General features: G+C 70.5%; 25 protein-coding genes. 15 read left to right on the forward strand and 10 right to left on the reverse strand.

Going from position 1 to position 26,150, the window contains the following annotated elements; translation table 11 throughout:
• The first annotated feature begins 16 nt into the window (after positions 1-16).
• Positions 17-268: a DUF3039 domain-containing protein gene (locus ACRAKI_RS08380; RefSeq protein ID WP_184928530.1), complete on the forward strand. Its 252-nt coding sequence runs from the start codon at positions 17-19 to the stop codon at positions 266-268.
• A gap of 125 nt (positions 269-393) precedes the next feature.
• Here ACRAKI_RS08380 and ACRAKI_RS08385 read toward each other — a convergent pair whose 3' ends face one another.
• Positions 394-1,554 carry a YihY/virulence factor BrkB family protein gene (locus tag ACRAKI_RS08385; RefSeq protein ID WP_447006480.1) on the reverse strand — a complete coding sequence of 387 codons (1,161 nt, stop codon included), beginning with the start codon at positions 1,552-1,554 and terminating at the stop codon, positions 394-396.
• 202 nt (positions 1,555-1,756) lie between these two features.
• Here ACRAKI_RS08385 and ACRAKI_RS08390 point away from each other — a divergent pair, with 202 nt between their 5' ends.
• The 5 genes from ACRAKI_RS08390 to ACRAKI_RS08410 all read left to right on the forward strand — a co-directional run bounded on the left by ACRAKI_RS08390 (position 1,757) and on the right by ACRAKI_RS08410 (position 8,299).
• Positions 1,757-3,469, forward strand: a complete 1,713-nt coding sequence (locus ACRAKI_RS08390) for a DEAD/DEAH box helicase (protein ID WP_447006481.1) — start codon at positions 1,757-1,759, stop codon at positions 3,467-3,469.
• Between the two features lie 168 nt (positions 3,470-3,637).
• The gene (locus ACRAKI_RS08395) at positions 3,638-4,771 is read left to right on the forward strand and encodes a sugar ABC transporter substrate-binding protein (protein WP_447006482.1); all 1,134 of its coding nucleotides are present in this window, start codon (positions 3,638-3,640) and stop codon (positions 4,769-4,771) included.
• 93 nt (positions 4,772-4,864) lie between these two features.
• A complete protein-coding gene (locus tag ACRAKI_RS08400) occupies positions 4,865-5,638 on the forward strand; it encodes an ATP-binding cassette domain-containing protein (RefSeq protein ID WP_447006483.1) in 774 nt (257 codons plus the stop codon).
• Positions 5,639-5,694: 56 nt separating this feature from the next.
• Complete coding sequence (locus ACRAKI_RS08405; RefSeq protein ID WP_447006484.1) at positions 5,695-7,125, forward strand: sugar ABC transporter permease; 1,431 nt, start codon at positions 5,695-5,697, stop codon at positions 7,123-7,125.
• Position 7,126: 1 nt separating this feature from the next.
• Positions 7,127-8,299: an ROK family protein gene (locus ACRAKI_RS08410; protein WP_447006485.1), complete on the forward strand. Its 1,173-nt coding sequence runs from the start codon at positions 7,127-7,129 to the stop codon at positions 8,297-8,299.
• 171 nt (positions 8,300-8,470) lie between these two features.
• Here ACRAKI_RS08410 and ACRAKI_RS08415 read toward each other — a convergent pair whose 3' ends face one another.
• The 4 genes from ACRAKI_RS08415 to ppgK all read right to left on the reverse strand — a co-directional run bounded on the left by ACRAKI_RS08415 (position 8,471) and on the right by ppgK (position 13,009).
• Positions 8,471-8,650 (reverse strand): DUF7455 domain-containing protein, encoded by a 180-nt coding sequence (locus tag ACRAKI_RS08415; protein WP_015800348.1) that lies wholly within the window; start codon positions 8,648-8,650, stop codon positions 8,471-8,473.
• Positions 8,651-9,074: 424 nt separating this feature from the next.
• Complete coding sequence (locus tag ACRAKI_RS08420) at positions 9,075-10,568, reverse strand: vanadium-dependent haloperoxidase (protein WP_447006486.1); 1,494 nt, start codon at positions 10,566-10,568, stop codon at positions 9,075-9,077.
• A gap of 180 nt (positions 10,569-10,748) precedes the next feature.
• A complete protein-coding gene (locus ACRAKI_RS08425) occupies positions 10,749-12,077 on the reverse strand; it encodes an RNA polymerase sigma factor (protein ID WP_447006487.1) in 1,329 nt (442 codons plus the stop codon).
• A gap of 170 nt (positions 12,078-12,247) precedes the next feature.
• Positions 12,248-13,009, reverse strand: a complete 762-nt coding sequence (gene ppgK, locus ACRAKI_RS08430) for a polyphosphate--glucose phosphotransferase (RefSeq protein ID WP_447006488.1) — start codon at positions 13,007-13,009, stop codon at positions 12,248-12,250.
• A 94-nt stretch (positions 13,010-13,103) separates the two neighbouring features.
• Between ppgK and ACRAKI_RS08435 the strand changes: the two genes are divergently transcribed.
• On the forward strand, positions 13,104-13,904 hold the full coding sequence (locus ACRAKI_RS08435) for an inositol monophosphatase family protein (RefSeq protein WP_447006489.1): 801 nt from the start codon (positions 13,104-13,106) through the stop codon (positions 13,902-13,904).
• Between the two features lie 209 nt (positions 13,905-14,113).
• Here ACRAKI_RS08435 and cei read toward each other — a convergent pair whose 3' ends face one another.
• Complete coding sequence (gene cei / locus ACRAKI_RS08440) at positions 14,114-14,824, reverse strand: envelope integrity protein Cei (RefSeq protein ID WP_447006490.1); 711 nt, start codon at positions 14,822-14,824, stop codon at positions 14,114-14,116.
• Between the two features lie 431 nt (positions 14,825-15,255).
• Between cei and ACRAKI_RS08445 the strand changes: the two genes are divergently transcribed.
• On the forward strand, positions 15,256-15,555 hold the full coding sequence (locus ACRAKI_RS08445) for a DUF4193 domain-containing protein (RefSeq protein ID WP_447006491.1): 300 nt from the start codon (positions 15,256-15,258) through the stop codon (positions 15,553-15,555).
• A 288-nt stretch (positions 15,556-15,843) separates the two neighbouring features.
• Here the strand turns inward: ACRAKI_RS08445 and ACRAKI_RS08450 are convergent, their stop codons facing one another.
• Positions 15,844-16,308 carry a DUF3093 domain-containing protein gene (locus ACRAKI_RS08450; protein ID WP_447006492.1) on the reverse strand — a complete coding sequence of 155 codons (465 nt, stop codon included), beginning with the start codon at positions 16,306-16,308 and terminating at the stop codon, positions 15,844-15,846.
• Positions 16,309-16,332: 24 nt separating this feature from the next.
• Between ACRAKI_RS08450 and dut the strand changes: the two genes are divergently transcribed.
• Together dut and ACRAKI_RS08460 are read left to right on the forward strand one after the other, a co-directional pair.
• On the forward strand, positions 16,333-16,800 hold the full coding sequence (dut, locus tag ACRAKI_RS08455) for a dUTP diphosphatase (RefSeq protein WP_447006493.1): 468 nt from the start codon (positions 16,333-16,335) through the stop codon (positions 16,798-16,800).
• Positions 16,801-16,805: 5 nt separating this feature from the next.
• Positions 16,806-17,432: a DUF3710 domain-containing protein gene (locus ACRAKI_RS08460; protein WP_447006494.1), complete on the forward strand. Its 627-nt coding sequence runs from the start codon at positions 16,806-16,808 to the stop codon at positions 17,430-17,432.
• On the opposite strand, the gene ACRAKI_RS08465 is transcribed toward ACRAKI_RS08460, so the two are convergent.
• Complete coding sequence (locus ACRAKI_RS08465; protein ID WP_447006495.1) at positions 17,429-18,100, reverse strand: alpha/beta fold hydrolase; 672 nt, start codon at positions 18,098-18,100, stop codon at positions 17,429-17,431. The genes ACRAKI_RS08460 and ACRAKI_RS08465 overlap by 4 nt on opposite strands.
• A 105-nt stretch (positions 18,101-18,205) precedes the next feature.
• Between ACRAKI_RS08465 and ACRAKI_RS08470 the strand changes: the two genes are divergently transcribed.
• Positions 18,206-18,583 carry an OB-fold nucleic acid binding domain-containing protein gene (locus ACRAKI_RS08470; RefSeq protein WP_447006496.1) on the forward strand — a complete coding sequence of 126 codons (378 nt, stop codon included), beginning with the start codon at positions 18,206-18,208 and terminating at the stop codon, positions 18,581-18,583.
• Entirely contained in the window at positions 18,580-19,353 is a 774-nt protein-coding gene (locus ACRAKI_RS08475; protein WP_447006497.1) for a DUF3159 domain-containing protein, read from the forward strand. The genes ACRAKI_RS08470 and ACRAKI_RS08475 overlap by 4 nt, the downstream gene beginning before the upstream one ends.
• A 105-nt stretch (positions 19,354-19,458) precedes the next feature.
• Here the strand turns inward: ACRAKI_RS08475 and ACRAKI_RS08480 are convergent, their stop codons facing one another.
• Positions 19,459-20,115 (reverse strand): potassium channel family protein, encoded by a 657-nt coding sequence (locus ACRAKI_RS08480; RefSeq protein ID WP_447006498.1) that lies wholly within the window; start codon positions 20,113-20,115, stop codon positions 19,459-19,461.
• The gene (locus ACRAKI_RS08485) at positions 20,115-20,951 is read right to left on the reverse strand and encodes a potassium channel family protein (RefSeq protein WP_447006499.1); all 837 of its coding nucleotides are present in this window, start codon (positions 20,949-20,951) and stop codon (positions 20,115-20,117) included. Before ACRAKI_RS08485 ends, ACRAKI_RS08480 begins: the two co-directional genes overlap by 1 nt.
• Here ACRAKI_RS08485 and ACRAKI_RS08490 point away from each other — a divergent pair.
• The 3 genes from ACRAKI_RS08490 (at position 20,860) to dxs (ending at position 26,086) form a co-directional block, all read left to right on the forward strand.
• Positions 20,860-22,887, forward strand: a complete 2,028-nt coding sequence (locus ACRAKI_RS08490) for an APC family permease (protein WP_447006500.1) — start codon at positions 20,860-20,862, stop codon at positions 22,885-22,887. The two genes, ACRAKI_RS08485 and ACRAKI_RS08490, sit on opposite strands and share 92 nt — an antisense overlap.
• On the forward strand, positions 22,884-24,113 hold the full coding sequence (locus ACRAKI_RS08495; RefSeq protein ID WP_447006501.1) for a class I SAM-dependent RNA methyltransferase: 1,230 nt from the start codon (positions 22,884-22,886) through the stop codon (positions 24,111-24,113). Before ACRAKI_RS08490 ends, ACRAKI_RS08495 begins: the two co-directional genes overlap by 4 nt.
• Before the next feature lie 74 nt (positions 24,114-24,187).
• Positions 24,188-26,086, forward strand: coding sequence for a 1-deoxy-D-xylulose-5-phosphate synthase (gene dxs / locus ACRAKI_RS08500; protein WP_447006502.1), 1,899 nt, complete (start codon positions 24,188-24,190; stop codon positions 26,084-26,086).
• Positions 26,087-26,150: the final 64 nt, after the last annotated feature.

The raw sequence follows: 26,150 nt of genomic DNA on the forward strand, positions 1-26,150 counted from the left end.
CAGGTACGCTGACCCCGTGAGCACCCAGACTCTGCCCGAGGTGGAGACCCGGCCGGAAGGCACGGACCACACCGGGGACGACACCCCGAAGATGTTCCACTACGTGCGCAAGGCCAAGATCGCGGAAAGCGCGGTGATGGGCACGCACGTGGTGGCGCTGTGCGGCGAGGTGTTCCCGGTGACGAAGTCGCCCAAGCCGGGCTCTCCCGTCTGTCCTGATTGCAAGAAGGTCTACGAGGGCCTGCCCAAGGGCGGCGGCGGCGAGTAGACCTTCGCGGAACCCCTGAAGCCCGGCGCGCCACCACACGCGCCGGGCTTCACCCGCACCCAGACACCGCGAGTCGTCCACCCAGACACCGCGAGTCGCGCGCTCAGACACCGCGAGTCGCGCGCTCAGACCCCGCGAGTTTCGCGTTCAGTCCGCGCTTGTGGCTCCGGCCGCGGTTGCGGCTGTGGTTGTGGCTGCACCCGTTCCACCGGCAACGGCACGGTGTGGTTCGTGTCCGCCGGTGACGGCGCGGTCCCGGGAGCCAAGGCGGGCCCGGCAGCACCGGCCGCAGGCCCACCAGGCGCGTCCCGCAACGCCTGACCGCTCTTGTCCGCCCGCCGCCGCTCGGCCGCCCGCTCGATCTCCAGCCGCTGCCACCGCCGCCGCTGACGCCGGGTCATCCGCGCCGGCCACATCTCCTGCAACGCGCTGTTGAAGTAGGCCCCCAGCGTGATCGCCAACCCGATCAGGTACGCGAACAGCAGGAACGCGATCGGCGTCGCCAACGCCCCGTACGTGTACCCGGTCGTCGTGATCCACTGGATGTACAGCCGCAGCCCGATGGACGACAGCAGGAACACCGCCATCGCCAGCACCGCACCCGGCATCAGCCGGTGCCACGGCAGCTTGTTCGGCAGCGAAACCTTGTACAGCGTCGCCAGCGCCACCACCAGCAGCACCGCGATCCCCGGGTAGTAGAACGCGCTCAGCCACGACTCGATGGTCGGCTCCCACGAGTCCGGGAACACCCGCGGCAGGAGGTCGGGGCCCAGGGCCAGCACCGGCAGGCCGACGATCAGCAGCACCAGGCTCGCCATGTACAGCAGCAGCGCGAAGATCCGCTGCCACACCTCGTTGCGCACCCCGTACTGGTCGTGCGCCGCGGTGATCGCGTCCACGAACGACGACATCGCCGACGACCCGGCCCACAGCGAGATCAGGAACCCGACCGAGACGATCTCACCCTTGCCGGTGGTGAGGACCTGGTCGACCGTGGGCACGATGACCTCGTTGACCACGTCCGCGCTGAAGATCGTCCGGCAGGTCGAGATGATCCGGTCCTTGACCGCGCTCACGACCGCGGGCCCGAACCAGTCCCCGAGGTACCCGAGGCTGCCCAGCAACCCCAGCAGCAGCGGCGGGAACGACAGGATCTGCCAGAACGCGGCCTCGGCGGCCTCGGAGAAGATGCTCCCCTCCCACGCCTTCGACAGCGTGCGCGCCAACAGGCGCAGGGGCCCTTTGCGACCCGTGCTGCGTGCTGTCTCGTCCGTCGGCGAACCCATCGCAACATCAAGCATGGTGCATGCCGGGTGATTTCGCGGCATCGGAGCCCGTGCGTCGGTGAGGCAGCGGGTAGGCTGTCGATGCCCTCGACCGGTCACCCGCACCGAGGGCATTTGCGTGTCCACCACCGCAACAGCGCCGAACCAACGCCGCACCGCCCGCACGACACCGCCGCTGATCAGCGCAGAAAGGGTTTCGAGGTTGTCGCAACCGCAAGTCGCCACGACCCGTCCCCTCCGCGCCTGGCAGCGGCGCGCCCTCACGAAGTACCTGGCCGCGAAGCCCAAGGACTTCCTCGCGGTCGCCACGCCCGGCGCGGGAAAGACGACGTTCGGCCTGCGTGTCGCGGCGGAGCTGCTGGCCGACCGCACGATCGAGGCGGTCACCGTCGTCACGCCCACCGAGCACCTGAAGCACCAGTGGGCGCAGGCGGCGGCCGACGTGGGCATCGCCATCGACTCGAACTTCCGCAACACGAACGCGGTGACGTCCCGCGACTACCACGGCGTCGCCCTCACGTACGCGCAGGTCGCGGCGCACCCGATGCTGCACCGGGTCCGCACGGAGAACCGCAAGACGCTGGTCCTGCTCGACGAGATCCACCACGGCGGCGACGCGAAGTCGTGGGGCGACGCGATCCGCGAGGCGTTCACGCCCGCCGTGCGCCGGCTGTGCCTGACGGGAACCCCGTTCCGCTCGGACGACTCGCCGATCCCGTTCGTCAGCTACGAGCCGGGCCCGGACGGCGTCCAGCGCAGCCGTTCGGACCACTCCTACGGCTATGCGGACGCGCTGCGCGACGGCGTCGTCCGGCCGGTGATCTTCCTCGCCTACTCCGGTGAGGCGAGCTGGCGGACGAGCGCGGGGGAGGAGTTCTCCGCCCGGCTCGGCGAGCCGCTGACGCAGGAGCAGACGGCGCGGGCGTGGCGGGTGGCGCTCGACCCGACGGGCGAGTGGGTCCCGTCGGTCCTCAAGGCCGCCGACATGCGCCTGACCCAGCTGCGCGACGGCGGCATGCCGGACGCGGGCGGCCTGGTGATCGCCACCGACCAGACCGTGGCCAAGGCGTACGCGGAGATCCTGAAGCGCCACACGGGCCACGACGCGACCCTGGTGCTGTCCGACGACCCGAAGGCGTCCGGCCGGATCGCCGAGTTCGCCAACTCCCAGGACCGGTGGATGATCGCCGTCCGGATGGTGTCGGAAGGCGTGGACGTGCCGCGGCTGGCCGTCGGCGTGTACGCCACGAGCGCGTCGACCCCGCTGTTCTTCGCGCAGGCGGTCGGCCGGTTCGTGCGGCAGCGCGCCAAGGGCGAGACGGCCAGCGTGTTCCTGCCCAGCGTTCCGGTCCTGCTCGGCCTGGCCAGTGAGCTGGAGCAGCAGCGCGATCACGTGCTGGGCAAGCCGCACCGGGAGAAGGACGGCTGGGACGACGAGCTGCTGGCGCAGGCGAACCAGGTCAAGGACGAGCCGGGCGAGGAGGAGCGGGCGTTCACCGCCCTCGGCGCGTCGGCCGAACTCGATCAGGTGATCTACGACGGCTCCTCGTTCGGCACGGCCGCGTTCGCGGGGAGTGACGAAGAGCAGGAGTACCTGGGCCTGCCGGGTCTGCTGGAACCCGATCAGGTGCGCGCGCTGCTGCGGCAGCGGCAGGAGAAGCAGCTCGTCGAGGCCGGCAAGCGCCCGGTCGCCGCACCGCCGCCGCCCGCCCCGAGCCGCCCGGCGGGCGTGCAGGAGCGGCTGGCCCAGCTGCGCAAGGAGCTCAACACGCTGGTGGCCATGCACCACCACCGCACCAAGAAGCCCCACGGCAAGATTCACAACCAGCTGCGCGAGTACTGCGGGGGTCCGCCGACCGCCATGGCCAGCATCGAGCAGCTCGAAGAGCGCATCGCCACCCTGCGCTCTTGGTGACCAGGCGTAGTCAACTGCGACATTAGGCGTAGCCAGATGTCCGTTCGGTTACCTCGTCGTTAGCGCATCGTGCCTACTTGACCGGTCAAGTGTGCTTCCCGTCACCGCCTGTCCCGGCATACGTTGTGCGCCACAACAATTTTCGCTCCTGCGTGAAAGGGATGGCGGATGCGCAGCAAGAGCCTCGCTCTCATCGCCGTTGGCACCGGCCTCGCCGTGGCCATGACGGCATGTGGCGCCAACACGTCCACCGGTGGCAACACCACGGACACCAACACGAACAGCGGCTCGGGCGGCGCTAAGGTCGGCGTCATTCTCCCCGAGACCGCGAGTTCCGCGCGCTGGGAAGGTTTCGACAAGCCGCTGCTGGAGAAGGCGCTCAAGGCCGAGGGCCTCGAAGCCGACATCCAGAACGCCCAGGGTGACGTCCAGAAGTTCTCGACCCTGGCCGACGGCATGATCAACGGCGGCGTCAAGGTCCTGATCATCGCGACGCCCAACAGCGAGATCGGCGCGACGGTCGCCAAGAAGGCCGAGGCGCAGGGCATCCCGGTCATCGACTACGACCGGCTGAACCTGGGCGGCAGCTCGAAGTACTACGTCTCGTTCGACAACGAGAAGGTCGGCGAACTGCAGGGTGAGGGCCTCATCCAGGGCCTCGCCGCGCTCGCGCCGGACAAGAAGCCGGCCGAGATCATCGAGATCGAGGGCGCTCCGACCGACAACAACGCCACCCTCTTCTACAACGGCCAGCAGAAGGTCCTCAAGCCCAAGTACGAGTCGGGCGACCTCAAGCTGGTCCAGTCCCAGCCGATCGACAACTGGGACAACCAGAAGGGCGGCACCACCTTCGAGCAGATCCTCACCGGCAACGGCCAGAAGGTGGACGGCGTCGTCGCCGCCAACGACGGCCTCGCGGGTGCGGTCATCACCGTGCTGAAGAAGTACGGCCTGAACGGCAAGGTCCCGGTCACCGGCCAGGACGCCACCCCGGAGGGCCTCCAGGCCATCCTGCGCGGCGACCAGTTCATGACCGTGTTCAAGCCGATCAACGACCAGGCCGAGGCGACCGCCAAGCTGGCCGCGGCGCTGGCCAAGGGCGACACGGAGGCGGCCGACAAGATGGCCACCGGCGTCACCGAGGACACCAAGGGCAACCGCGACGTCCCGTCGGTCCTGCTGCCCGCGCAGCTGATCACCAAGGACAAGGTCAAGACGGTCGTGGACGCGGGCTTCGTCAAGGCGACGGAGATCTGCGGCGGCGACCTGGCCGCCGTCTGCACCGAGCTCGGCATCAAGTAGTCCAGCTCGCGCCGGGGCGGGGTGTGGGAGACGCACCCCGCCCCGGCGCGCCCACCCGTGTGTGGGGAAAAAGGGTTAGACGGAGGAAATCCAGTGAGCGAGCCGATCCTCGAACTTCGCGGCCTCAACAAGAGTTTCGGTCCCGTGCACGTCCTGCACGACATCGACTTCGACGTGCACCCCGGCCAGGTCACCGCCCTCGTGGGCGACAACGGCGCGGGCAAGTCGACGTTGGTCAAGTGCATCGCGGGCATCCACCCCACCGACTCCGGCCAGGTCCTGTTCAACGGCGAGGAAGTGCACATCCACGGGCCGCGCGACGCCGCGAACCTGGGCATCGAGGTCGTCTACCAGGACCTCGCTCTGTGCGACAACCTCGACATCGTCCAGAACATGTTCCTGGGCCGGGAACGCGGCAAGCTCGGCATGCTGAACGAAGCCGACATGGAACAGGCCGCGCGCACGACCTTGACCTCGCTGTCGGTCCGCACGGTCAAGTCGGTGCGCACGCAGGTCGCGTCGCTGTCCGGCGGGCAGCGGCAGACCGTGGCGATCGCCAAGGCAGTGCTGTGGAACAGCAAGGTCGTGCTGCTGGACGAGCCGACCGCGGCGCTGGGCGTCGCGCAGACCCGCCAGGTGCTCGACCTGGTGCGCCGACTGGCCGAGCAGGGCTTGGGCGTGGTGCTGATCAGCCACAACATGAACGACGTGTTCGAGGTCGCGGACCGCATCGCGTGCCTGTACCTGGGCCGGATGGCCGCCGAGGTGAACACCAAGGACGTCACCCACGGCCAGGTGGTCGAGCTGATCACCGCCGGACGCTCCGGGGACCTGGGCATCGCCCGTCCCGAGAGCGCCACCATCTGATGCCTGCCCCGGATCGACGCCTGCCCCGCCAAGCTCCCCACGACGAGGAACGCAGCATGTCCAACACCACCAGCGAGACGTCCCCCCAGGACAGTCCGCAGGGCGCCATCTCCGACTTCGGCATCGACACCACCTCCCAGTCCACCGGCGAGGCGGTCCGCGACTACGCGGCGCGCCTGCGCGGCGGCGAACTGGGCTCCCTGCCCGCGCTGCTCGGCGTCGTCGTGCTGCTCGTCGTGTTCAGCTCGCTGGCCGACAGCTTCCTGACGCTGGGCAACATCGCCAACCTCCTCGCCCAGGGCGCCAGCGTCGTCACCATCGCCATGGGCCTGGTGTTCGTGCTGCTGCTGGGCGAGATCGACCTGTCCGCCGGCACCGCGTCCGGTGTGTGCGCCTCGGTGATGGCGCTGCACCTCGTCCAGGGCGGCAACCTGCTCGGCGGCATGGGCGACACCGTCTTCTACCTGTTCTGCGGCGTGCTCGCGCTGGCCGCCGTGCTGGCGTCGCTGATGCGGATCTGGCCCGGCACGGTGATGTCCCTGGTCGCACTGGCCATCGCCCTGTTCGGCGTGCCGGCCAACCCGTGGGTCGAGATGCTGCTGGCCGTCTGCGTCGGCGCCGCCATCGGCTCCATCACCGGCTTCCTCGTCGCCCGCGTCGGCATCCCGTCGTTCGTGGTGACCCTGGCGCTGTTCCTGGCCTGGGGCGGCGTCATCCTCCAGTTCATCGGCCAGGGCGGCACGCTCGGCCTGCGCGACGACGTGCTCTTCAACGTCGCCAACGGCAACCTGAGCACCGCGGGCTCGTGGGCGCTGTTCGTCGTCGCCGCCGGTGGCTACGCGGCGGTCGTGCTCGGCCGCCACTTCAGCCGGCTGCGCCGCGGCCTGGTCGCGTCGCCCACCCCGATGGTGCTGGCCAAGGTCGGCACCGTCGTGGTGCTGGCCGCGGTCGCCACCTACGCGTTGACGCTGAACCGCTCGCAGAGCAACCTCGTGGTGATCACCGGCGTGCCGTTCGTGGTGCCAATCGTGCTCCTGCTGCTGGTCATCGGCACGTTCGTGCTCGAACGCACCCGCTACGGCCGGCACGTCTACGCCGTCGGCGGCAACAAGGAAGCCGCCCGCCGCGCCGGCATCAACGTGCCGCAGATCCGGATGAGCGTGTTCGTCATCGGCTCCTCGCTCGCGGCCATCGGCGCGATCATCTACTCGTCGAAGGTCGGCTCGGTCGACCCCAACGCCGGTGGCGGCAACACGCTGCTGATGGCGGTCGGCGCGGCCGTGATCGGCGGCACGTCGCTCTTCGGCGGCAAGGGCAAGCTGCGCGACGCGGTCATCGGCGGCGCGGTGCTCGCGATCATCCAGAACGGCATGGGCCTGCTCAACCAGCCCGCCGCCGTGGTGTTCGTCGTGACCGGTCTCGTGTTGCTGCTCGCCGCGAGCGTCGACGCGCTGTCCCGCCGCCGGGCGGCCACCGCCGCCCGCTGACGTGAGCTCACCGAACGCGGGAGCCCGACCCGACGAGGTACGCAGGCACAACCGCACGGCGCTGCTGCGCCGGCTGCACGTGGACGGCCCGTCCACCAGGGCGTCGCTGGCGGCTGAGCTGGGCCTCAACCGCAGCACGATCAAAGCCCTGGTGGACGGCCTGGCCGAGTCCGGGGTGGTGGCCGAACGCGTGCCCGCGCAGCGCTCCGGCGCGGGCCGCCCGTCCCTGCTCGTGCTGCCGCAGCCGCACGCCGCGGTCGTGATGGCCATCGACATCCGCGTGGAGCAGGTGGCGATGGCCATGGTCGGCCTCGGCGGCGACATCCTCGGCCGGGACTCGTGGAACCTGCACCACCGGTCCCGCGACCCCGGCGAGGTGATCACCCACGTCGCCGACTCGGCCAAGCTCCTCGCCGACGAACTCGACGTGCAGGCGGTCGGCGTCGGCGTCTCCGTGCCCGGTGTGGTCCGGCGCGCGGACGGGCTCGTGCACGAGGCGCCCAACCTGCACTGGACCGACGTGGCGTTGGGCGAACGGCTGTCGTCGGTGCTCAGGGTGCCCGTCCAGGTCGGCAACGACGCCGAGCTGGGGGCACTGGCCGAACACGTTCGCGGCGCGGCGCGGACGTCCTCCGACATGGTCTACATCTCCGCCGACGTCGGCATCGGCGGCGGCGTGATCTCCAACGGCCAGCCGTTGCGCGGCACCGGCGGCTACGTGGGCGAACTGGGGCACATGGTCGTCCGCCCCGGCGGCAGGCGCTGCTACTGCGGCTGCCAGGGCTGCTGGGAGACGGAAGTCGGCGAGGCGGCGCTGTGCCGCGCCCTGGGTCTGCCCGAGGACGCGCCGCGCGGCACCGTGGTGGCCGAGCTGCGGTCGTTGGCAGGGTCGCCGGACAGCGTCGCGCACCGGCTGGGGGAGTTCACCGAGTGGTTGGCCATGGGCCTGGTCACCGTGGTCAACATGCTGGGACCGGAACTGGTGGTGCTGGGCGACTTGTTCACCGCGCTGCCCGAGTCCATGGTCGAGCAACTCCGGCGCACCGTGCAGAAGCGGTCCCTGGTGTCCCGCGCCGTCGGCGGCACCCGCATCGTCTCGTCGCCCCTGGGCCGTGACGCCAAGCTCATCGGCGCCGCCGAACTGGCCTTCGAGCCCGTGCTGGGCGAAGTCTGAGCCGCGACTCCCCGTGCCGCACAGCGAACTCCGCGTCGACATCGACGGCCGAGCCCGATCGGCGTCGGAAAGCCCTCACACCGCCCAGGAAAATGCAGGGGGGCGGGGACCCTCTCGGATCCCCGCCCCGGACGGCTAGGGTGCTACGAGCCCAGTCAGGGCTCGTGGTGGTCAGCCCTGCTGCAGCTCGGCAGCGAGTTCGCGCAGCTTGGTGCTGTGCTCACGGGCGTGGTGCCCGCAGAACAGCAACTCGCCCCCGGAGGGGAGCACGGCGCGAACCTGGGCAGCAGCCCCGCAGCGGTCGCAGCGGTCGGCAGCGGTCAACGCGGGGCGGGTGAGTGTCGTAGTCATGGAAATCTCCCTCCGTCCCGGCACCGGGGATCGGTGCCCTCACACCTAGCTGCGACCACTTCGCATCTGGCGGGTGCGCCGTGTTCGCTGCCTTCACTCTTGCAGACGTTCGGGCGGAAGTCAGTGTTCCCCTGACCGTGGCGACCCGCGTCACTCGTCATTTACCCCGCGTCAGGGTGGTCCGAACCTCCGGGTTCCACCGGATCGAACGGCTCGTGCTCACGTTCCGCTGTCGTGGCAACGGTTTCATGACCTGCGAATACGGCGTTGGACGCACATTCGTTGGGCCAAAAGGTGGGTAACCGGGGGTCGAAGCTGTGATCGGTAACACTTTGGTCCGCTCACAGCGAACACGGCCCCCGGTTCCACCATACGGACACGATCAGGACACGATGTCCTGGTTCACGGTCCGTTCCCCGACCCGTCAGATGGTCACGCGACGCCCGTCGAACCGCGTCAGGCCGAACGAGGCGTCCTCGTGGTTGACCCGCACGTGGTCCCGCAGCACGCCGATGCCGACCGCCTCGCCGAGGCGGACGGACTCGGTGAAGTCGGAACGCCAGTGCACGCCCGCCATGTTCCGGCCGGTCGCGATGTTCGCCGCCACCTTGTCCAGCTCGCCGCCCACGGTGAGCGCCTCGCCACCCGTGTACGGCACCAGGGCCGTGCCGTCGGCGTCCGGCACCACGGGCTTGGGCAGCACCCACGACTCGTCGAACCACGCCTTCAGCACCGTGATGCACGCCCCCGCGACGGTCGCGTGACCCGACCCGTAGGACGGGTGCGTCGGCGAGCCCTCCGGGAACGCCTGCGGCAGCAGGTACGACCCGTGCTTCTCGTGGGTGAGCTTGACCGCCTCCGAGTCCAGCACCTCGCGGTCGATCATGTCGTAGTCCCGCAGCCCCGACAGGTGCGCGTGGATCCGCCCGCCGAACGCCTCCGGCCGCAGCCGCCGGTGCACGAACCACTTCTGGAACCAGACCGCCTTCAACGCCCTCGTCGCCACCTCGGTGACCAGCGACAGCAGGTGCGGGCCGCCGTAGGTGCCGAACCCGACCTGGTTCGCCGAGTGCTCGTACGGGTTGCCGGTGTCGACCGGCGCGCCCATGTCGAGCAGGATCAGCGCCGCGTTCAGGTACGCCTGGTACAACGCGTCGAAGTGCACGTAGTTGCCCAGGTCACGGGCGTTGCGCAGGTACCGCCGGTTGACGTGGTCCCGTTCGGTCCCGGGCGCCTCGGCACCCTCCTGCACCGCCCGCCACTCCTTGAAGTCGGTCAGGAAGTCGCAGTCCGGTCGCACGGTGTCGTGCAGCTGCGGGATGCGCAGCGTGCCGTACTGGATGTCGCGCAGCAGGAACTGCGACAGGAACGGTCCGCGCAGGTCACCCCGGGCGTGGCCGCGGAAGATCGTGGCCGGCGTGACCCGCGTGCCGACCTTCGGCGCCCGGTAGTCGGTCAACCGGGACAGCTCGTCCGCCGCCTGCGCGATCAGCGGGTTCGTGCCGTACTCGGTGAACGGCACGTCCCTGGTCAGCGCCATCCAGTACAGCTCGACCATCTCGGCCGAGTTGCGCGGGCTGTCGATGCGCGGCACCGGCGGCATGACCAGCGACTGCGGGTCCGGGCCCTCCAGGTCGAACGCCAGCCCGGACCGCGGGTTGGTGAACCGGCGACCGCGGTCGAGCGGGATGCGCTCGAAGTCCTCCGACCGCCCGGTGGCCAGTGCCCGCAGCATCCTGTTGTACGCCTCGGGCTGGACTTCGCCGACCTTGTCGTGCGGCAGGCCCTTGCTGTAGTTGGCGACGTACGGGTAGTCGCCTTCCTCCCCGTTGTTCGCGTGCTCCGGCCAAGGCTGCCGGTCGAGCGCCTCTGCCGCGGCAAGGCGCGAAAGGCGTGCGTCAGTACGACGTTCACTCATGATTCTCCCCCTGCGAGGCGCTTCCCCAGTGCCGCCCCCCGGCGGCTGCGCCACTTCCAGGACACCACGCACCGTGATCGTTAGCAGTCGTCCGATCGGGTGACATTACGACAAAAGAACAAGGGCCCCTCGGCTGTTCAGCCGAGGGGCCCCTGCTCAGAGCCATCTTCAGTCGAGCGGTTAGTCCAGGTAGTCGCGCAGGACCTGGGACCGCGACGGGTGCCGGAGCTTCGACATCGTCTTCGACTCGATCTGCCGGATCCGCTCCCGCGTCACCCCGTACACCTGGCCGATCTCGTCCAGCGTGCGCGGCTGGCCGTCGGTGAGGCCGAACCGCAGCCGCACCACACCCGCCTCGCGCTCGGACAACGTCGCCAGCACCGACTGCAACTGGTCCTGGAGCAGCGTGAACGACACCGCGTCCACGGCCACCACGGCCTCGGAGTCCTCGATGAAGTCACCGAGCTGGCTGTCGCCCTCGTCGCCGATCGTCTGGTCCAGCGAAATGGGCTCCCGGGCGTACTGCTGGATCTCCAGCACCTTCTCCGGGGTGATGTCCATTTCCTTGGCGAGCTCCTCGGGCGTGGGCTCGCGGCCCAGGTCCTGCAGGAGTTCACGCTGTATGCGGCCGAGCTTGTTGATGACCTCCACCATGTGCACCGGGATGCGGATGGTGCGGGCCTGGTCGGCCATCGCGCGGGTGATCGCCTGGCGAATCCACCACGTCGCGTACGTGGAGAACTTGTAGCCCTTGGTGTAGTCGAACTTCTCCACCGCGCGGATCAGACCGAGGTTGCCCTCCTGGATCAGGTCCAGGAACGCCATGCCACGACCGGTGTAGCGCTTGGCGAGCGACACCACGAGCCGGAGGTTCGCCTCCAGCAGGTGGTTCTTCGCCCGCTCGCCGTCCCGCACGATCCACCGCAGGTCACGGCGCATCTGCGGGGTCAGCTTCTCCTGCTCGTCCTCGGCCCGGCGCACCCGCTCGGCGGCGTAGAGGCCGGCCTCGATGCGCTTGGCGAGTTCGACCTCCTCCTCCGCGTTGAGGAGCGCGACCTTGCCGATCTGCTTCAAGTAGGCGCGGACCGAGTCGGCCGAGGCGGTGAGTTCGGCGTCCTTGCGGGCCTGCCGCAGGGCCTCCGACTCCTCCTCGTCCCAGACGAAGTCGCCCTCGCCGGGCTTGGCCTCTTCCTCGGCGGGCTCCTCCTCGACCGGCTCGTCGATCAGCTCGACGTCTTCCACCAGGTCTTCGGCATCAGGAGCGCCTTCGAGGTCCTCGGGGTCCTCGCCGTCCTTCTTCACCTTGCCGGGCGCGGCAGTGGCGGCCTTGGCGGCCGTCTTGCGCGGCGCCCGCGTGGCCGTCTTCCCCGCCGCGGCGGTCTTCGCCGCCGGCTTCTTGGCCGGGGCCTTCCTCGCCGAGGTGGCCTTGGGCGTCTCCTCGGCGTCAGCCTGAGCTGCCTGAGTCGTCTTCGCGGCTGCCACGTACGCCCTTTCACGACTGTCGATCAAGGCAAACCGAAGGGCGCGAACCTCGGTCGCCTGAGTACGGGGGATCCCCCGCCGGATCGTTCGTCAGCGGGGCACCGTTCCATTGTAACGACGAGAATCGCGTGCCGTTGCGCCGCGGCGTCCTCCGCAGAGGTCCGGCACGCGTTCTCGCAGGTGGAACGATGCGCAAATCAGTGGCGGAGACCTTGCGCGGCGGCGACCGCGGCCCCCACGATGCCCGCGTCGTTCTTCAACGCGGCGGCCACCACCTCGGTGCGCGCCTCCAGCAGCGGGAGCCACTTCTCGGCCTTCTTGCTGACCCCGCCGCCCGCGATCACCAGGTCCGGCCAGATCAGGTCCTCCAGCACGTTGATGTACCGGGAGACGCGCGGCGCCCACTCAGCCCAGGTCAGGCCCTTGTCCTCCTTCACCGAGGCCGCGGCGCGCTTCTCCGCGTCGTGGCCGTCGACTTCGAGGTGGCCGAACTCGGTGTTGGGGATCAGCTTGCCGTCCAGGAACAGCGCGGTTCCGATGCCCGTGCCGAACGTCAGCAGGGCCACCAGGCCGTCCCGGCCGACACCGGAGCCGAACCGCATCTCGGCGATGCCGGCGGCGTCGGCGTCGTTGAGCACGACGACCTGTTCCTTCGGCCGGCCGAGGCGCTGGGCGAACAGTGCGGCGGCGTCCGTGCCGATCCACGTCTTGTCGACGTTCGCGGCGCTGTGCGCGATACCGTGCTTGACGACGCAGGGCAAGGTGACGCCTACGGGACCGTCCCAGTTGAACTTCTCGACGATCTCGGCGACCACGTCGGCGATCGCGTCCGGCGTCGAGGGCTGCGGCGTGATGATGCGCAGGCGCTCGCCGTCCAGTGCACCCGCCTCCAGGTCCACGAGCCCGCCCTTGATGCCGGAACCGCCGATGTCCACGCCGAACCCGCGGGTCATGCCCATCCCCGTGGCCTTCCTACTCGATTCAGTAACCGTGGCCGCAGACATTAGCCTGCGGTTCTCCGATAGTCCCGTGAGAGTGACGCAGGAGGAACAGTTGCGTTTCGATCCGCGCTCCTTGGTCGACACCGCCGTGCTCGTGGCCCGTGAGGCGGGCGAGTTGGCGGTCACCATGCGCGAAGCCGCCGTGACCGACGTCGACACGAAGAGCAGTGCCACCGACGTGGTGACGGCCGCCGACCGCGCGTCCGAACAACTCGTCCGCCGGCGGCTCGCCGAGCTTCGGCCCGGTGAGCCCGTGATCGGCGAGGAAGAAGGGGGTACGGCCGCGGTCGAAGGGCTGACCTGGGTCGTCGACCCGATCGACGGGACGGTGAACTACCTGTACGGGATCCCGCACTACGCCGTGTCGATCGCCGCGCAGGTCGACGGCGAGTCGGTGGCCGGGGCGGTCGTGGAGCCGGTCAGCGGACGGGTGTGGACGGCGGCGCGGGGCGGTGGGGCGTGGCTGGACGGGCGGCGGCTCGCCGTGTCGGACGCCACCCGATTGGACTTGTCCCTTCTGGGTTACGGCTTCGCGTACCGGGCGGAGCGGCGGCAGCGGCAGGCGGAGGCGTGGACGGGCCTGGCGACGCGGGTGCGGGACATGCGGCGGGCGGGTGCGGCGTCGTTGGACCTGTGCGCCGTGGCGGCCGGGCGGCTGGACGCGTACGCCGAGCACACCCTGGGACGGTGGGACTGGGCGGCGGGGGCGTTGCTGGCCCGTGAGGCCGGTGCCGTCGTGCACCTGCCGGGGGAGGCGCCGGAGCTGGGGGCGGACGCCACGTTCGCCGCCGCGCCGGGCATCGCCGACGCCCTGTTCACGGCCTTGGTGGAGTGCGGCTTCGGCAATGTCTGACCCGCGAGTCCTCCGTTCGGAACGCGTGAGTCCCACACTCAGAACGTGAGGCTCACCCGATCAGGCGCAGCGGCGCGAGGGCTTGGGTGACACGCGGGTCCCGAGCATGGGACTCGCGGTGCCGGGCCGGAGGGCTCGCGGTGCCGGAGCGCGCGGTTCGCCGTGCCGGACCGGAGGGCTCGCGGTGCCGGAGTGGAGGGCTCGCGGGGTCAGCAGTGGACGTCGCGAGCGGCCTGGAGGTTGTCGGCGTTCAGGGACGGCGAGGTCGAGCCCTCGGCGGCCTGGCCGCCCTGCTGCTCCGGCTCCTGCTCCGCCCACGCGGACAACTGGTCGAGCACCTTGCGGGCGTCGCTGTTCGGCTTCACCTCGCTGAACTTCTGGCCGATCGCCAGGTCCACCGTCGCGTCCTGCCGCTCGTCGCGCACCAGCTCCAGGCACGGCTCGATCAGGCTCAACGTCCGCGCCGCACCCGCACCGGGCGCCCCGAACCGGATCTGCCCCCGGCACGTCATGTCCTGCGACGGGTACACCGGGTCGTTGTCCGGCTCGGCCGCCTGCTTCAACCCCAGCTCGACCAGCGTCGTCGCGACGAACCGCGCCTGGTTGCGCTGCGTGCTGGCGTTGAACACGCGGAACTGCACGTCGCCGACCGGGACCGGGTCGGTCCGGTCCAGCGCGTCGTGCGCCAGCACCGTGCCCAGCGCGGGCTGCGGCCCCGCCGGTGGTGCGCCGGACGCGGCGGAAGGCGCCGCTCCGGGTGTGTTGCATCTGATCGCGGCGTCCACGTCCCCGGCGTCCGCCAGCACGCGGTTCCACACCACGACCGACGTCACGGCGAGCACCACGAAGAGGACGAGCGCCGGCAACGGCCGCCGCTTCCGGTACCGCGACGACCCGCTGTTCCCCGTACCGGGTCCCACGTCCGTCGACCTCCCCTGGCCCAGTGTTGTTGGTGATCAGGCTATGCCGCGCCCCGCCCGCCCGCGCCTCGGGCGGGTGTGTAGCGGGGTGCGATCACCCGGTCGCGGACGGTGAACGCCCATGTCGGGCATCACAGCACGCCGGCTGCGGGTGGGCATCGCCCACACAAAGCCTATCGGGCCTGCGTGCGAAGGGCCTCTCACCCGTCTGCTCAATTAGGGGGAACCCGCTGCACGGCCCCCCGATCAATGAGCTACCCTCTCGGCGCTCCGGGCACCTCCGGGCACCGGAAAGCGTCGACGTACAGGGGGTTGGCGCCCGGCCGAACGAGCGAGACCTCCGTCACTGGGGACGGAGGGCACAAATTGGGGCGCTGGTGCGTTAACCAGCGACACGAACAGTCTCCGTAGACCGCAGGGGTGAAAGAAGCATGGCGACCGACTACGACGCACCGCGTCGCAGCGAGGCGGACGAACTCGCTGAGGACTCCCTAGAGGAGCTGAAGGCGCGGCGCAACGAAACGCAGTCCGGGGTCGTCGACGTCGACGAGGACGCGACCGCCGAGAACTTCGAGCTGCCGGGCGCCGACCTGTCCGGCGAGGAGCTCACGTTCAAGGTCCTGCCGAAGCAGGCGGACGAGTTCACGTGCTCGAAGTGCTTCCTGGTGCACCACCGCAGCAGGCTGGCCGAGGAAGTCAACGGCCAGTACATCTGCCGCGACTGCTCCTGACGCACGACCGGGCACGGCCACCGGCAGCAGGCGCACACCGGCAGCAAGCACACCGACAAGGCACACCGGCAGCAGAACCACCGGCAGTAGGCACACCAGCAGCACCGCACCTACGACCAGACCTGGGCGCTCACCCCCACCGCCGGGGTGGCGCCCCGGTCGCCGTCGACGATCAGCCCGTCGACGTGGTCCCGACACCACCCCGACCGACACCACCCCGACCGACACCACCCCGACCGACACCACCCTTTCCGGGATCCCCTCCGATGCGGCCTGACCGGGTGTTCATCACCGGTCACGCAGCACGGCCGCCAACTTCTCCGCCGAACGCACGCTGAACAGCCAGTACGGCGTGGGGTCCGCGGGATCGTCGATCACGACCCGCACCATCGGCCCGATCCACCCGCGGTGCGTCACGAACGCCATCGGGTCGAGGTCCGGCCCCATCGCCTTCCGCTTCGACTTGGCGTCGAACACCTCGACCTCGCCGAGCAGCTCCAGCGGCACGTGCGCCTGGCCGACCCGCAGCTCGCCGCCGGACACCTCGACCTTCACCGAGCCCAGTCGCACGATCAGCAGCACGGCCAGCGGCACGGTGATCACGTACGGCAGCCACGACCGCACGCCGGGGAACCCCATGTGGATCTCGGCGGCCAGCAGCGCGGCGGCGGCCAGCGGCAGCGGCCAGCCCCACCACGGGACGTACAGCCGCTCGCGGAACACGATCGGGGCGGTCACAGCACTCTCGCTCACGTCACCAGGGTAGTCTCGCGCGCCGTGCCCAGCGTCGAGGTCCTGTTGTCCCGGCTCGATCCTGCCGTGCCAGTCCCGGCCTACGCCCGATCGGGTGATGCCGGCGCGGACCTGGTGACCACCACCGACGTGGTGATCGAACCGGGTGAACGCGCGGTGGTCGGCACTGGTATCGCCATAGCGCTGCCCGAGGGGTACGCGGGGTTCGTGCACCCGCGTTCCGGTCTGGCCGCGCGTGTCGGTCTGAGCGTGGTGAACACACCGGGCACGATCGACGCGGGCTACCGGGGCGAGATCAAGGTGTGTCTGGTGAACCACGACCTGCGCGAGGCCGTCGTGCTCACGCGCGGTGACCGGATCGCCCAGCTCGTGGTGCAGAAGGTGGAACACGCGGTGTTCCGCGAAGTCGAAGAGCTGCCCGACTCCGCACGCGGACAGGGCGGCTACGGCTCTACAGGCGGGCACGACGTGCTCGCCCGGACGGAGGGGTGAAGGCGATGTTCGGAAAGCGCCGAAAGCGCGGTAGGCACTCCGCGAACCGGGGGACGGCGCAACCCGAGGTCGAGTTCGACGGTGTCGAGGAGGCCGAGGAAGGGCCGTTCGACGAGTCGCTGGCCCCGGACGACGGACTGACCCGGCTGGACCTGGGCTCGATCCGGCTGCCCGTGCCCGACGGCGCGCAGCTGCAGGTGGAGATGGACCCCTCGGGCGCGGTGCGGGCGGTGCACCTGCTGACGACCGTCGGCCAGCTCACCGTCAGCGCGTTCGCGGCGCCGAAGTCGGACCGGCTGTGGCCGGACGTCAGCGGCGAGATGATCGCCCAGTTCAAGGCGGACGGCTTCCGGATCCTGCGGGAGAACGGCGACTGGGGCGAGGAGATCGCGGCCCGCAACAACGAGGTGCACCTGCGGGTGGTGGGCGTGGACGGCCCCCGGTGGATGCTGCGCGGCATCGCGGCGGCGCCCACGGAGGAAATGGGGCTGCGGGCGACCGAAGCCCTGTACACGCTGATCAGGGACACGGTCGTGGTGCGCGGCGAGCAGGCGATGCCGGTGCGCACGCCGTTGCCGATCGAACTGCCGGAGGCCATCGCCCGGCACGTCCAAGCCCAGCAGGAGGCCTAACCCGACGCGTCGAGGTACGCGGTGAGCGCGGCGCGGCCCAGGGACTCCCGGTCCGCGCCCAACGCCGCCAGCGTCGTCGTGCGCAGAGCGGCACGAGGAAGCGCCTCGACCCACTCCCGGGCGACCTCCAGCGGGTGAACGGGGTCGTCGGTGCAGGCGGCGACCCCCACCGGCGCCGGCAGCCCGCCCAACTCGGCCAACGTCGGCGAGGACGACCCGGCGGCCTCCCGCAGCACGGCCGCCAGCCGCGTCCCGTACCGGGGCCAGGCGCGTCGCAGCTCGGCGCCGAGCCACCCGTCCACGCCCGCCAGCGCGGCCTCCACGCCCGCCGACTCCACCACCGAGGCGCTGGCCGACGCCGCCAACGCCGCGGGTGCGCCGTCCGCCGCCCCGTGCCACGCCGGCAACGCCACCAGCAGCCCCGCGCACCGCTCCGGGTGGCGCACCGCCCACGCCGCCGCGACGTGCGCGCCCAGCGACACCCCGCCCACGACCAGCGGCGTCCCGTCCCACGCGGCGTCCAGCGCTGCCACGTGCTCCCGAACGCCCCGGGACGCGGGGGCGACGAGCCTCACCCCGGCCTCCGCCAGCGGCCCCGCGAACACCGACGCCACGAACACCTCGTCGGACGCGGTGCCGGGCAGCAGAACGGCGGGTGACGGCCTCATGAAGACAGATCCTCCCCCAGTCGGATACCCGACCGGGTGTACCCGGTTACGCTGGCCGTTGGACGGGCTTCGTCGTCGAGGCCCCGCGCATTCCAGGAGTCGGGGATGACTGGTACTGGAGGTGGCTACTGGCGCCGCCTCGTGCGTCGGCTCACCACCGACGTCAGCGAGTTGGACGCCGATGACCTGTCCCGAAAAGCCCAGGCCGTCGGGGCCATCCGCGCGTGCGACTGCGAGTCCGGTCAGGAGGTGACGGTGTTGGGCAGGCTGCGCAGCGTCGAGCTGTGTCCGCGTGACGCCGCCGCCACGCTGGAGGCCGAGTTGTACGACGGCACCGAGGGCGTCACGCTGGTCTGGCTGGGTCGTCGCCGCATCGCGGGCATCGAGCCGGGCAGGACCATCAAGGCCAGAGGGCGGATCGCGGTGCGTGACGGCCGCAAGGTGCTCTACAACCCCTACTACGAGTTGCAGAACGCTTCATGACACAAGTGGACGAGTCCGAGAAGCAGCCCACCATGCTGGAGCAGATGGGCGGCGTCAGCGGCCTCCTCTTCTCCTCGCTGCCGGTCGTGGTGTTCGTGCTGGTGAACGCGCTGGCCGGCCTCATGCCGGCGATCTGGAGCGCGCTGTCGTCGGCCGTGGTGATCGGCATCGTGCTGGCCATCCGCAAGGGCTCGGTGCAGCCGGCCGTCTCGGCGGTCTTCGGTGTCGGCATCGCCGCGTTCATCGCCTACCGCACCGGTGACGCCAAGGGCTTCTTCCTGTTCGGCATCTGGCAGAGCCTCGTCTACGGCGGCGTGTTCCTCGGCTCGATCCTGGTCAGGTGGCCGCTCGCGGGAGTGATCTGGTCGGCGCTCAACGGCCAGGGCCAGGCGTGGCGGCGGGACAAGGCGAGCGTCCGCGACTACGACATCGCGACCCTCGTGTGGGCGCTGGTCTTCGGCTCCCGGTTCGTGGTGCAGCGGTGGCTGTACGACGAGGCGTCCGTCGGCTGGCTGGCCGCGGCGCGGTTGGCCATGGGCTACCCGCTGATGGCCGTGGCGCTGGTCGTCACCGTGTGGGCGGTCCGCCGGTCGGACAAGCGCCTCAAGGCCACCCTCGCCCTGGAGGAAGAGGAGAACCGGGCCGCGGAGGAACGTCTCCGGGCGCAGGCCGCGGCCGATCCGGACGCCGCCAAGCCGACCCTCTACGAGCAGGCGCTCGACGCGCCCGCCGAACACCGCCCACAGCCCGCACGGGCCGACGAGCGGTAGCCGGCACGAACGCTTGGAGCAGGGGTCCCAGCCGGGGCCCCTGCTCTCTTTCGGGGGTTTCTTCGGGAGCCTTCCGGAGCCTTCGGGGCTGTCGGAGCAGTCGGGCTAGTAGCCCAGCGCCGAGCGGATGTCGCTCTCCACGGCCGCGGAGGCCACGAACAGCAGTTCGTCCCCGCCCTCCAGCGTGTCCTCGGGCGTCGGCACGATGACCCGGCCACCGCGCAGGATCGTCACCAGCGCCGCGTCCCGGGGCAGCGACAACGCGTTCACCGGCGACCCGGCCAGCGGCGTGTCACCCGGGAGCGTGATCTCCACCAGGTTCGCCTGACCCTGGCGCAGCGTCATCAGCCGCACCACGTCCCCGACCGTCACGGCCTCCTCCACCAGCGCCGACAGGATGCGCGGCGTGGACACGGCCACGTCCACCCCCCACGACTCGGTGAACAGCCACTCGTTGGCCGGGTCGTTCACCCGCGCCACCACGCGCTTCACCGCGAACTCGGTCTTCGCCAGCAGCGACACCACCAGGTTGACCTTGTCGTCACCGGTCGCCGCGATCACCACGTCGCACAGCTGCATCCCGGCGTCTTCCAGCGACGACAGCTCGCACGCGTCGGCCTGCACCCACTCGGCCTGCTCCACGGTGTGCGGCTCGAAGTGCGTGCGGTCCCGTTCGATCAGCATCACCTGGTGCCCGTCGGACACCAACTCGGCCGCGATGGACCGACCCACCGCACCGGCCCCAGCAATGGCGATACGCACTAGCTCTCCTCGGGCGCGTGAGCCGCAGCCGCGGCCACATCGGTCACGGTGCCGGACAGGGCGGCCACGTACACCTGGTCGTCGGCCTGGAGCACCGTCTTCAAGTCGGGCAGCACGCCGGTCCCGAACCGCATCACGAACGCGACCCGGCACCCGGTGGCCTCCTCCAGGTCGTGCACCGTACGGCCGACCCAGTCCTCGTGCAGTTCGAGCGGCAGCACGGCCACCGTGCCGGACGGGTCGCGCCACGCCGTCGCCGTGCCCTCCGGCAGCAGCATCCGCAGGAACCGGTCGGTGGACCACGGCACGGTCGCCACGGTCGGGATGCCCAGCCGCTCGTACACCGCGGCGCGCTTCTCGTCGTAGATCCGGGCGACCACCGCCTCCACCCCGAACGTCTCCCGCGCCACCCGCGCCGAGATGATGTTGGAGTTGTCGCCGCTGGACACGGCCGCGAACGCGCCCGCCCGCTCGATGCCGGCCTGGACCAGCACCTTCTGGTCGAACCCGTTGCCGACGACCTGCTGGCCGTGGAAGTCGGAACCGAGTCTGCGGAACGACTGCACGTTCTTGTCGATCACCGAGACCTGGTGGTCCAGGCGCTCCAGCGCCTTGGCCAAGGACGAGCCCACCCGGCCACAGCCCATGATCACCACGTGCACGAAAGCCTCCCGAACGACGTCTGTGGAGAACCTACCCACGATTAGTCCGACCAGGGGACGCGACCCCTTACGCTTTCGACCCGTGTCCAAGCTCGCAACCGCGGCCAAGCGCCTCCTGGTCGGCAGGCCCTTCCGCAGCGATCGCCTCTCCCACACGCTGCTGCCCAAACGCATCGCGTTGCCGGTGTTCGCGTCCGACCCGATGTCGAGCGTGGCCTACGCGCCGGAGGAGATCCTGCTGACGCTGTCGGTCGCCGGGCTCTCGGCGTACGCCTTCAGCCCGTGGATCGGCCTGGTCGTCGTGGTCGTGATGCTCGCGGTGGTGGCTTCCTACCGGCAGAACGTGCATGCCTACCCCTCCGGTGGAGGCGATTACGAGGTCGCGACGGTCAACCACGGGCCGAGGTGGGGCCTCACGGTCGCGAGCGCGCTCCTGGTCGACTACATCCTCACGGTAGCGGTGTCGATCTCCTCGGCGGCGGCGAACATCGGCTCGCTGGTGCCGTTCGTGGACACGCACAAGGTCCTGTTCGCGGTGACGGCGATCGTCATCCTCACCGCGATGAACCTGCGCGGCGTGCGCGAGTCGGGCGCGATGTTCGCCATCCCGACCTACGCGTTCGTCGCCGGCATCGTCGGCATGATCGTCTACGGCGCGGTCCGGGTGTTCCTGCTCGACGAGGAGGTCCGGGCCGAGAGCTCGACCTTCACCCTGGCCGACGACCACGGCCACCTCGCGGGAGTGGGGCTGGCGTTCCTGGTGCTGCGCGCGTTCTCGTCCGGCAGCGCGGCGCTGACCGGCGTCGAGGCGATCAGCAACGGCGTGCCCGCGTTCCGCAAGCCCAAGTCGCGCAACGCGGCGACCACCCTGCTGATGATGGGCGTCCTCGCCATCGTCATGTTCCTCGGCCTGATCTTCCTGGCCAGGGTCACCGGCGTGGTGGTGGCGGAGGACCCGGCGCACCAACTCGTCGGCGCGCCCGAGGGCTACCAGCAGAAGACCCTGGTCGCCCAGGTGGCAAACGCCGTGTTCAGCGGGTTCTCGCCCGCCATCTTCTACATCATCTTCTTCACCGGCCTGATCCTGGTGCTCGCCGCGAACACCGCGTTCAACGGCTTCCCGGTGCTCGGCTCGATCCTCGCCCAGGACCGCTACCTGCCACGCCAGCTGCACACCCGCGGCGACCGGCTGGCGTTCAGCAACGGCATCGTCTTCCTCGCGCTCGCGGCGATCGTGCTGGTCATCGCGTTCGACGCCGAAGTGACCAAGCTCATCCAGCTCTACATCGTCGGCGTGTTCGTGTCGTTCGTGCTCAGCCAGAGCGGCATGATCCGGCACTGGAACCGGCTGCTCGCGACCGAGACCGACCCCGCCGCGCGCCGCCGGATGCGCCGCTCCCAGGCGATCAACAGCTTCGGCCTGTTCATGACCAGCGCCGTGCTCGTCATCGTGCTGATCACCAAGTTCGTGCACGGCGCGTGGATCGCCATCGCCGCGATGGCCGCCATCTACGGCCTGATGACCGCGATCCGCCGGCACTACGACCGCGTCGCCGAGGAGCTGCGCCAGCAGGAGGAGAACAAGGAGCAGCAGAAGCTGCTGCCCGCACGCAACCACGCCATGGTGCTCGTCTCCAAGCTCCACATGCCGACCCTCCGGGCCATGGCGTACGCCAAGGCGACCCGACCGGACATCCTGGAGGCGGTCACGGTGAACGTGGACGACGGGGACACCCGCCGGCTCGTGCAGGCGTGGGGCAAGGAAAACTTCAAGGTGCCGCTGAAGGTGATCGAGTCCCCGTACCGGGAGATCACCAGGCCGGTCCTGGAGTACGTCAAACGGGTGCGCACCGACAACCCGCGCGACGTGGTCACGGTGTTCATCCCGGAGTACGTCGTCGGTCACTGGTGGGAGCAGTTCCTGCACAACCAGAGCGCGTTGAGGCTGAAGGGCAGGCTGCTGTTCGAACCGGGGGTGATGGTGACCAGCGTGCCGTGGCAGTTGGCCTCATCCTCGAAGATGACCGACAAGTACGACGTAGTGGCACCCGGCGCCATCCGGCGCGGTCTGGACAAGCGCGGCCAAGAGGATCAGAGGAACGGCAAGTGACGGCGACCTGGAAGCAGCGGCTCATCGAGGTCGAGGTAGGCGCGGTGGCCCACGGCGGGCACTGCGTCGCCCGGCACGAGGGCCGCGTCGTGTTCGTCCGGCACGCGCTGCCCGGAGAACGGGTGGTCGTCCGGATCACCGAGGACACCGGCGGCTCGTTCTGCCGCGGCGACGCCGTCGAGGTGCTGGAGGCGTCCCCGGACCGCGTGCAGGCGCCGTGCCCGTACGCCCGGCCGGGCCTGTGCGGCGGCTGCGACTGGCAGCACGCGTCGTGGCAGGCGCAGCGCGAGCTGAAGGCCGCCGTGGTCAGCGAGCAGCTGCACCGGCTGGCCAAGCTCGACTGGGAGGTCATCGTCGAAGACCTGCCCGGCGGACCGGAGGACTGGCGCACCCGGGTGCGGATGGCCGTCGGCCGGGACGGCCGCGCCGGGTTCCGCGCCCACCGCAGCCACGAGGTCATCCCGGTGGACGACTGCGTCATCGCCGCGCCGGACGCGCTGGAGGACGTCGTGGACCGCACGTGGCCCCCGAAGGCCGAGCTCGTCATCACCCGCGACGCGGGAGCGCAGGTCCACCTGACCGAGATCGGCCCGCCCGTCGTGCGCCGCGGCCGACCCGTCCCCGGACCGCCCCGGCACCGCGCCGGCAGCGGCACGGCCACCGAACTCGCCGCCGGCCGGACGTGGAACCTGCGCGCGGACGGCTTCTGGCAGGTCCACCCGGCCGCCGCGGACACGTTCGCTGGCGTCGTCCGGGACTGGGCGGACTGCCAGCCCGGCGACCGGGCCTGGGACCTGTACGGCGGCGTGGGCCTGTTCGCTTCCGTGCTGGCCGAGCAGGTCGGCGTCTCCGGGTCCGTCGCCGTGGTCGAGTCGTCGTTCGGCGCGGTCGAGGACGGCAAGCTCAACCTGTCCGACCAACCGCAGGTCAGCTGGTACGTGGGCCGCACCGAGACGGTGCTGGAAACCCCCGACTTCACCGACCTGCCGCCGGACGTCGTGGTGCTGGACCCGCCGCGCAAGGGCGCGGGCAAGGTCGTGGTGACCGCCATCGCCCGAAGTCGGCCCGCCCGTGTGGTGTACGTCGCCTGCGACCCGGCCGCATTGGCCCGCGACATCGCCGCCTTCGCCCATCAGGGCTACGAATTGGCGCAGCTCAGGGCGTTCGACGCGTTTCCCATGACTCACCACGTCGAGTGCATCGCCTTGCTGAAGCCCGTTCGCTGAGCGCCGTCTCAGTCCTCCGTCCGTAGACTGACCGGGCAATTGGGGAGCCGAACCACAGGGCGAGGTGGAGCGCAGTGACGCTGCTGGAATCCGTGCACGGACCGGCGGATCTGAAACGGCTGGGTGCCGACGAGCTGGTGCGGCTGGCGGCCGAGATCCGTCGGTTCCTGGTCGACAAGGTCTCCCGGACCGGCGGGCACCTCGGGCCCAACCTCGGTGTCGTGGAGCTGACCATGGCCGTGCACCGGGTCTTCGACTCGCCACAGGACTCGGTCGTGTTCGACACCGGCCACCAGAGCTACGTGCACAAGATCCTCACCGGCCGCCGCGACGGGTTCGACACCCTGCGGCAGAAGGGCGGCCTGTCCGGCTACCCGTCGAGGGCCGAGAGCGAGCACGACGTCGAGGAGAACAGCCACGCCTCGACCGCCCTCTCCTACGCCGACGGCCTGGCCAAGGCCTACCAGCTCGGCGGCGAACGCCGGCACGTCGTCGCGATCGTCGGCGACGGCGCGCTGACCGGCGGAATGTGCTGGGAAGCGCTGAACAACATCGCCGCGGGCGTCGACCGCCCAGTGGTGATCGTGGTCAACGACAACGGCCGCTCGTACTCGCCCACCATCGGCGGCCTGGCCGACCACCTGTCCTCCCTGCGCCTCCAGCCCGGCTACGAGCGCGCCCTGGAACGCGGCAAGAACGCCCTCCAGGGCACCCCTATCGTCGGCAAGCCCGTCTACGCGGCCCTGCACGCGGCCAAGCGCGGCATCAAGGACGCGCTCAGCCCGCAGGCCATGTTCGAGGACCTCGGGCTGAAGTACATCGGCCCGGTCGACGGCCACGACCACGCCGTGCTGGAGTCGGCGCTGCGGCGGGCCAAGTCGTTCGGCGGGCCGGTCATCGTGCACACCGTCACCCGCAAGGGCAACGGCTTCGCGCCGGCCGAGAACCACGAGGCCGACCAGATGCACGCCACCGGCGTCATCGACCCCATCACCGGCGAGAACATCGGCCCGTCCAAGCGCACGTGGACCCACGTGTTCGCGGAGGAGCTGGCGACCCTGGGCGGCGAACGCCCCGACCTCGTCGCCATCACCGCGGCCATGCGCGGCCCGACAGGCCTGGACAAGTTCGCCGGCCTCTACCCGGACCGCTGCTTCGACGTCGGCATCGCCGAGCAGCACGCCATGACGTCCGCCGCGGGCCTCGCCATGGGCGGGATGCACCCGGTGGTGGCGATCTACGCGACGTTCCTCAACCGGGCGTTCGACCAGCTGCTGATGGACGTCGCCATGCACAAGCAGGGCGTCACGGTGGTCCTGGACCGGGCCGGCATCACCGGCCCCGACGGAGCGTCCCACCACGGCATGTGGGACCTGTCCATCTGCGGCCTGATCCCCGGCATCCACGTCGCCGCGCCCCGTGACGCCGCCACGCTCCGCGAGGAGCTGCGCGAGGCCGTCCGGATCTCCGACGCGCCGTCCGTCGTCCGCTACCCGAAGGCGGCGGTCGGCCCCGACCTGCCCGCCGTCGAGCGCGTCGGCAAGGTCGACGTCCTCCAACGCTCCGGCGACGACGTCCTGCTCGTGACGGTCGGCGCCTTCGGCTCCCTCGGCCTCGCCGCCGCCCAACGCCTCGCGGACCAGGGCATCGGCGTCACCGTGGTCGACCCGCGCTGGGTCTTCCCGGTGCCCGCGGACCTGGTCGCCCTGGCCGCCAACCACCGCCTCGTGGTGACCGTCGAGGACGGTGGTCGTCACGGCGGCTTCGGCTGGGCACTGGCCGCCGCCCTGCGCGACGCCTCCGTCGACGTCCCCCTCCGGGACCTGGGCATCCCCCAGTCGTTCCACGAGCACGGCGAGCGCGCCGAGGTCCTGGCCGACTGCGGCCTGACCGCCCAGGACGTAGCCCGCCGCATCACCGAGTGGGTAGCAGCCGACCTCCCCACCCCCACCCCGGCAACCGCCAAGAACTAACCCCACACCTCCCGCAGCCCCCCGGCCCCAGGCCGGGGGGCTGCCCCATCCGCGCGAGTCCTCC

The organism is Saccharothrix isguenensis (assembly GCF_052936305.1).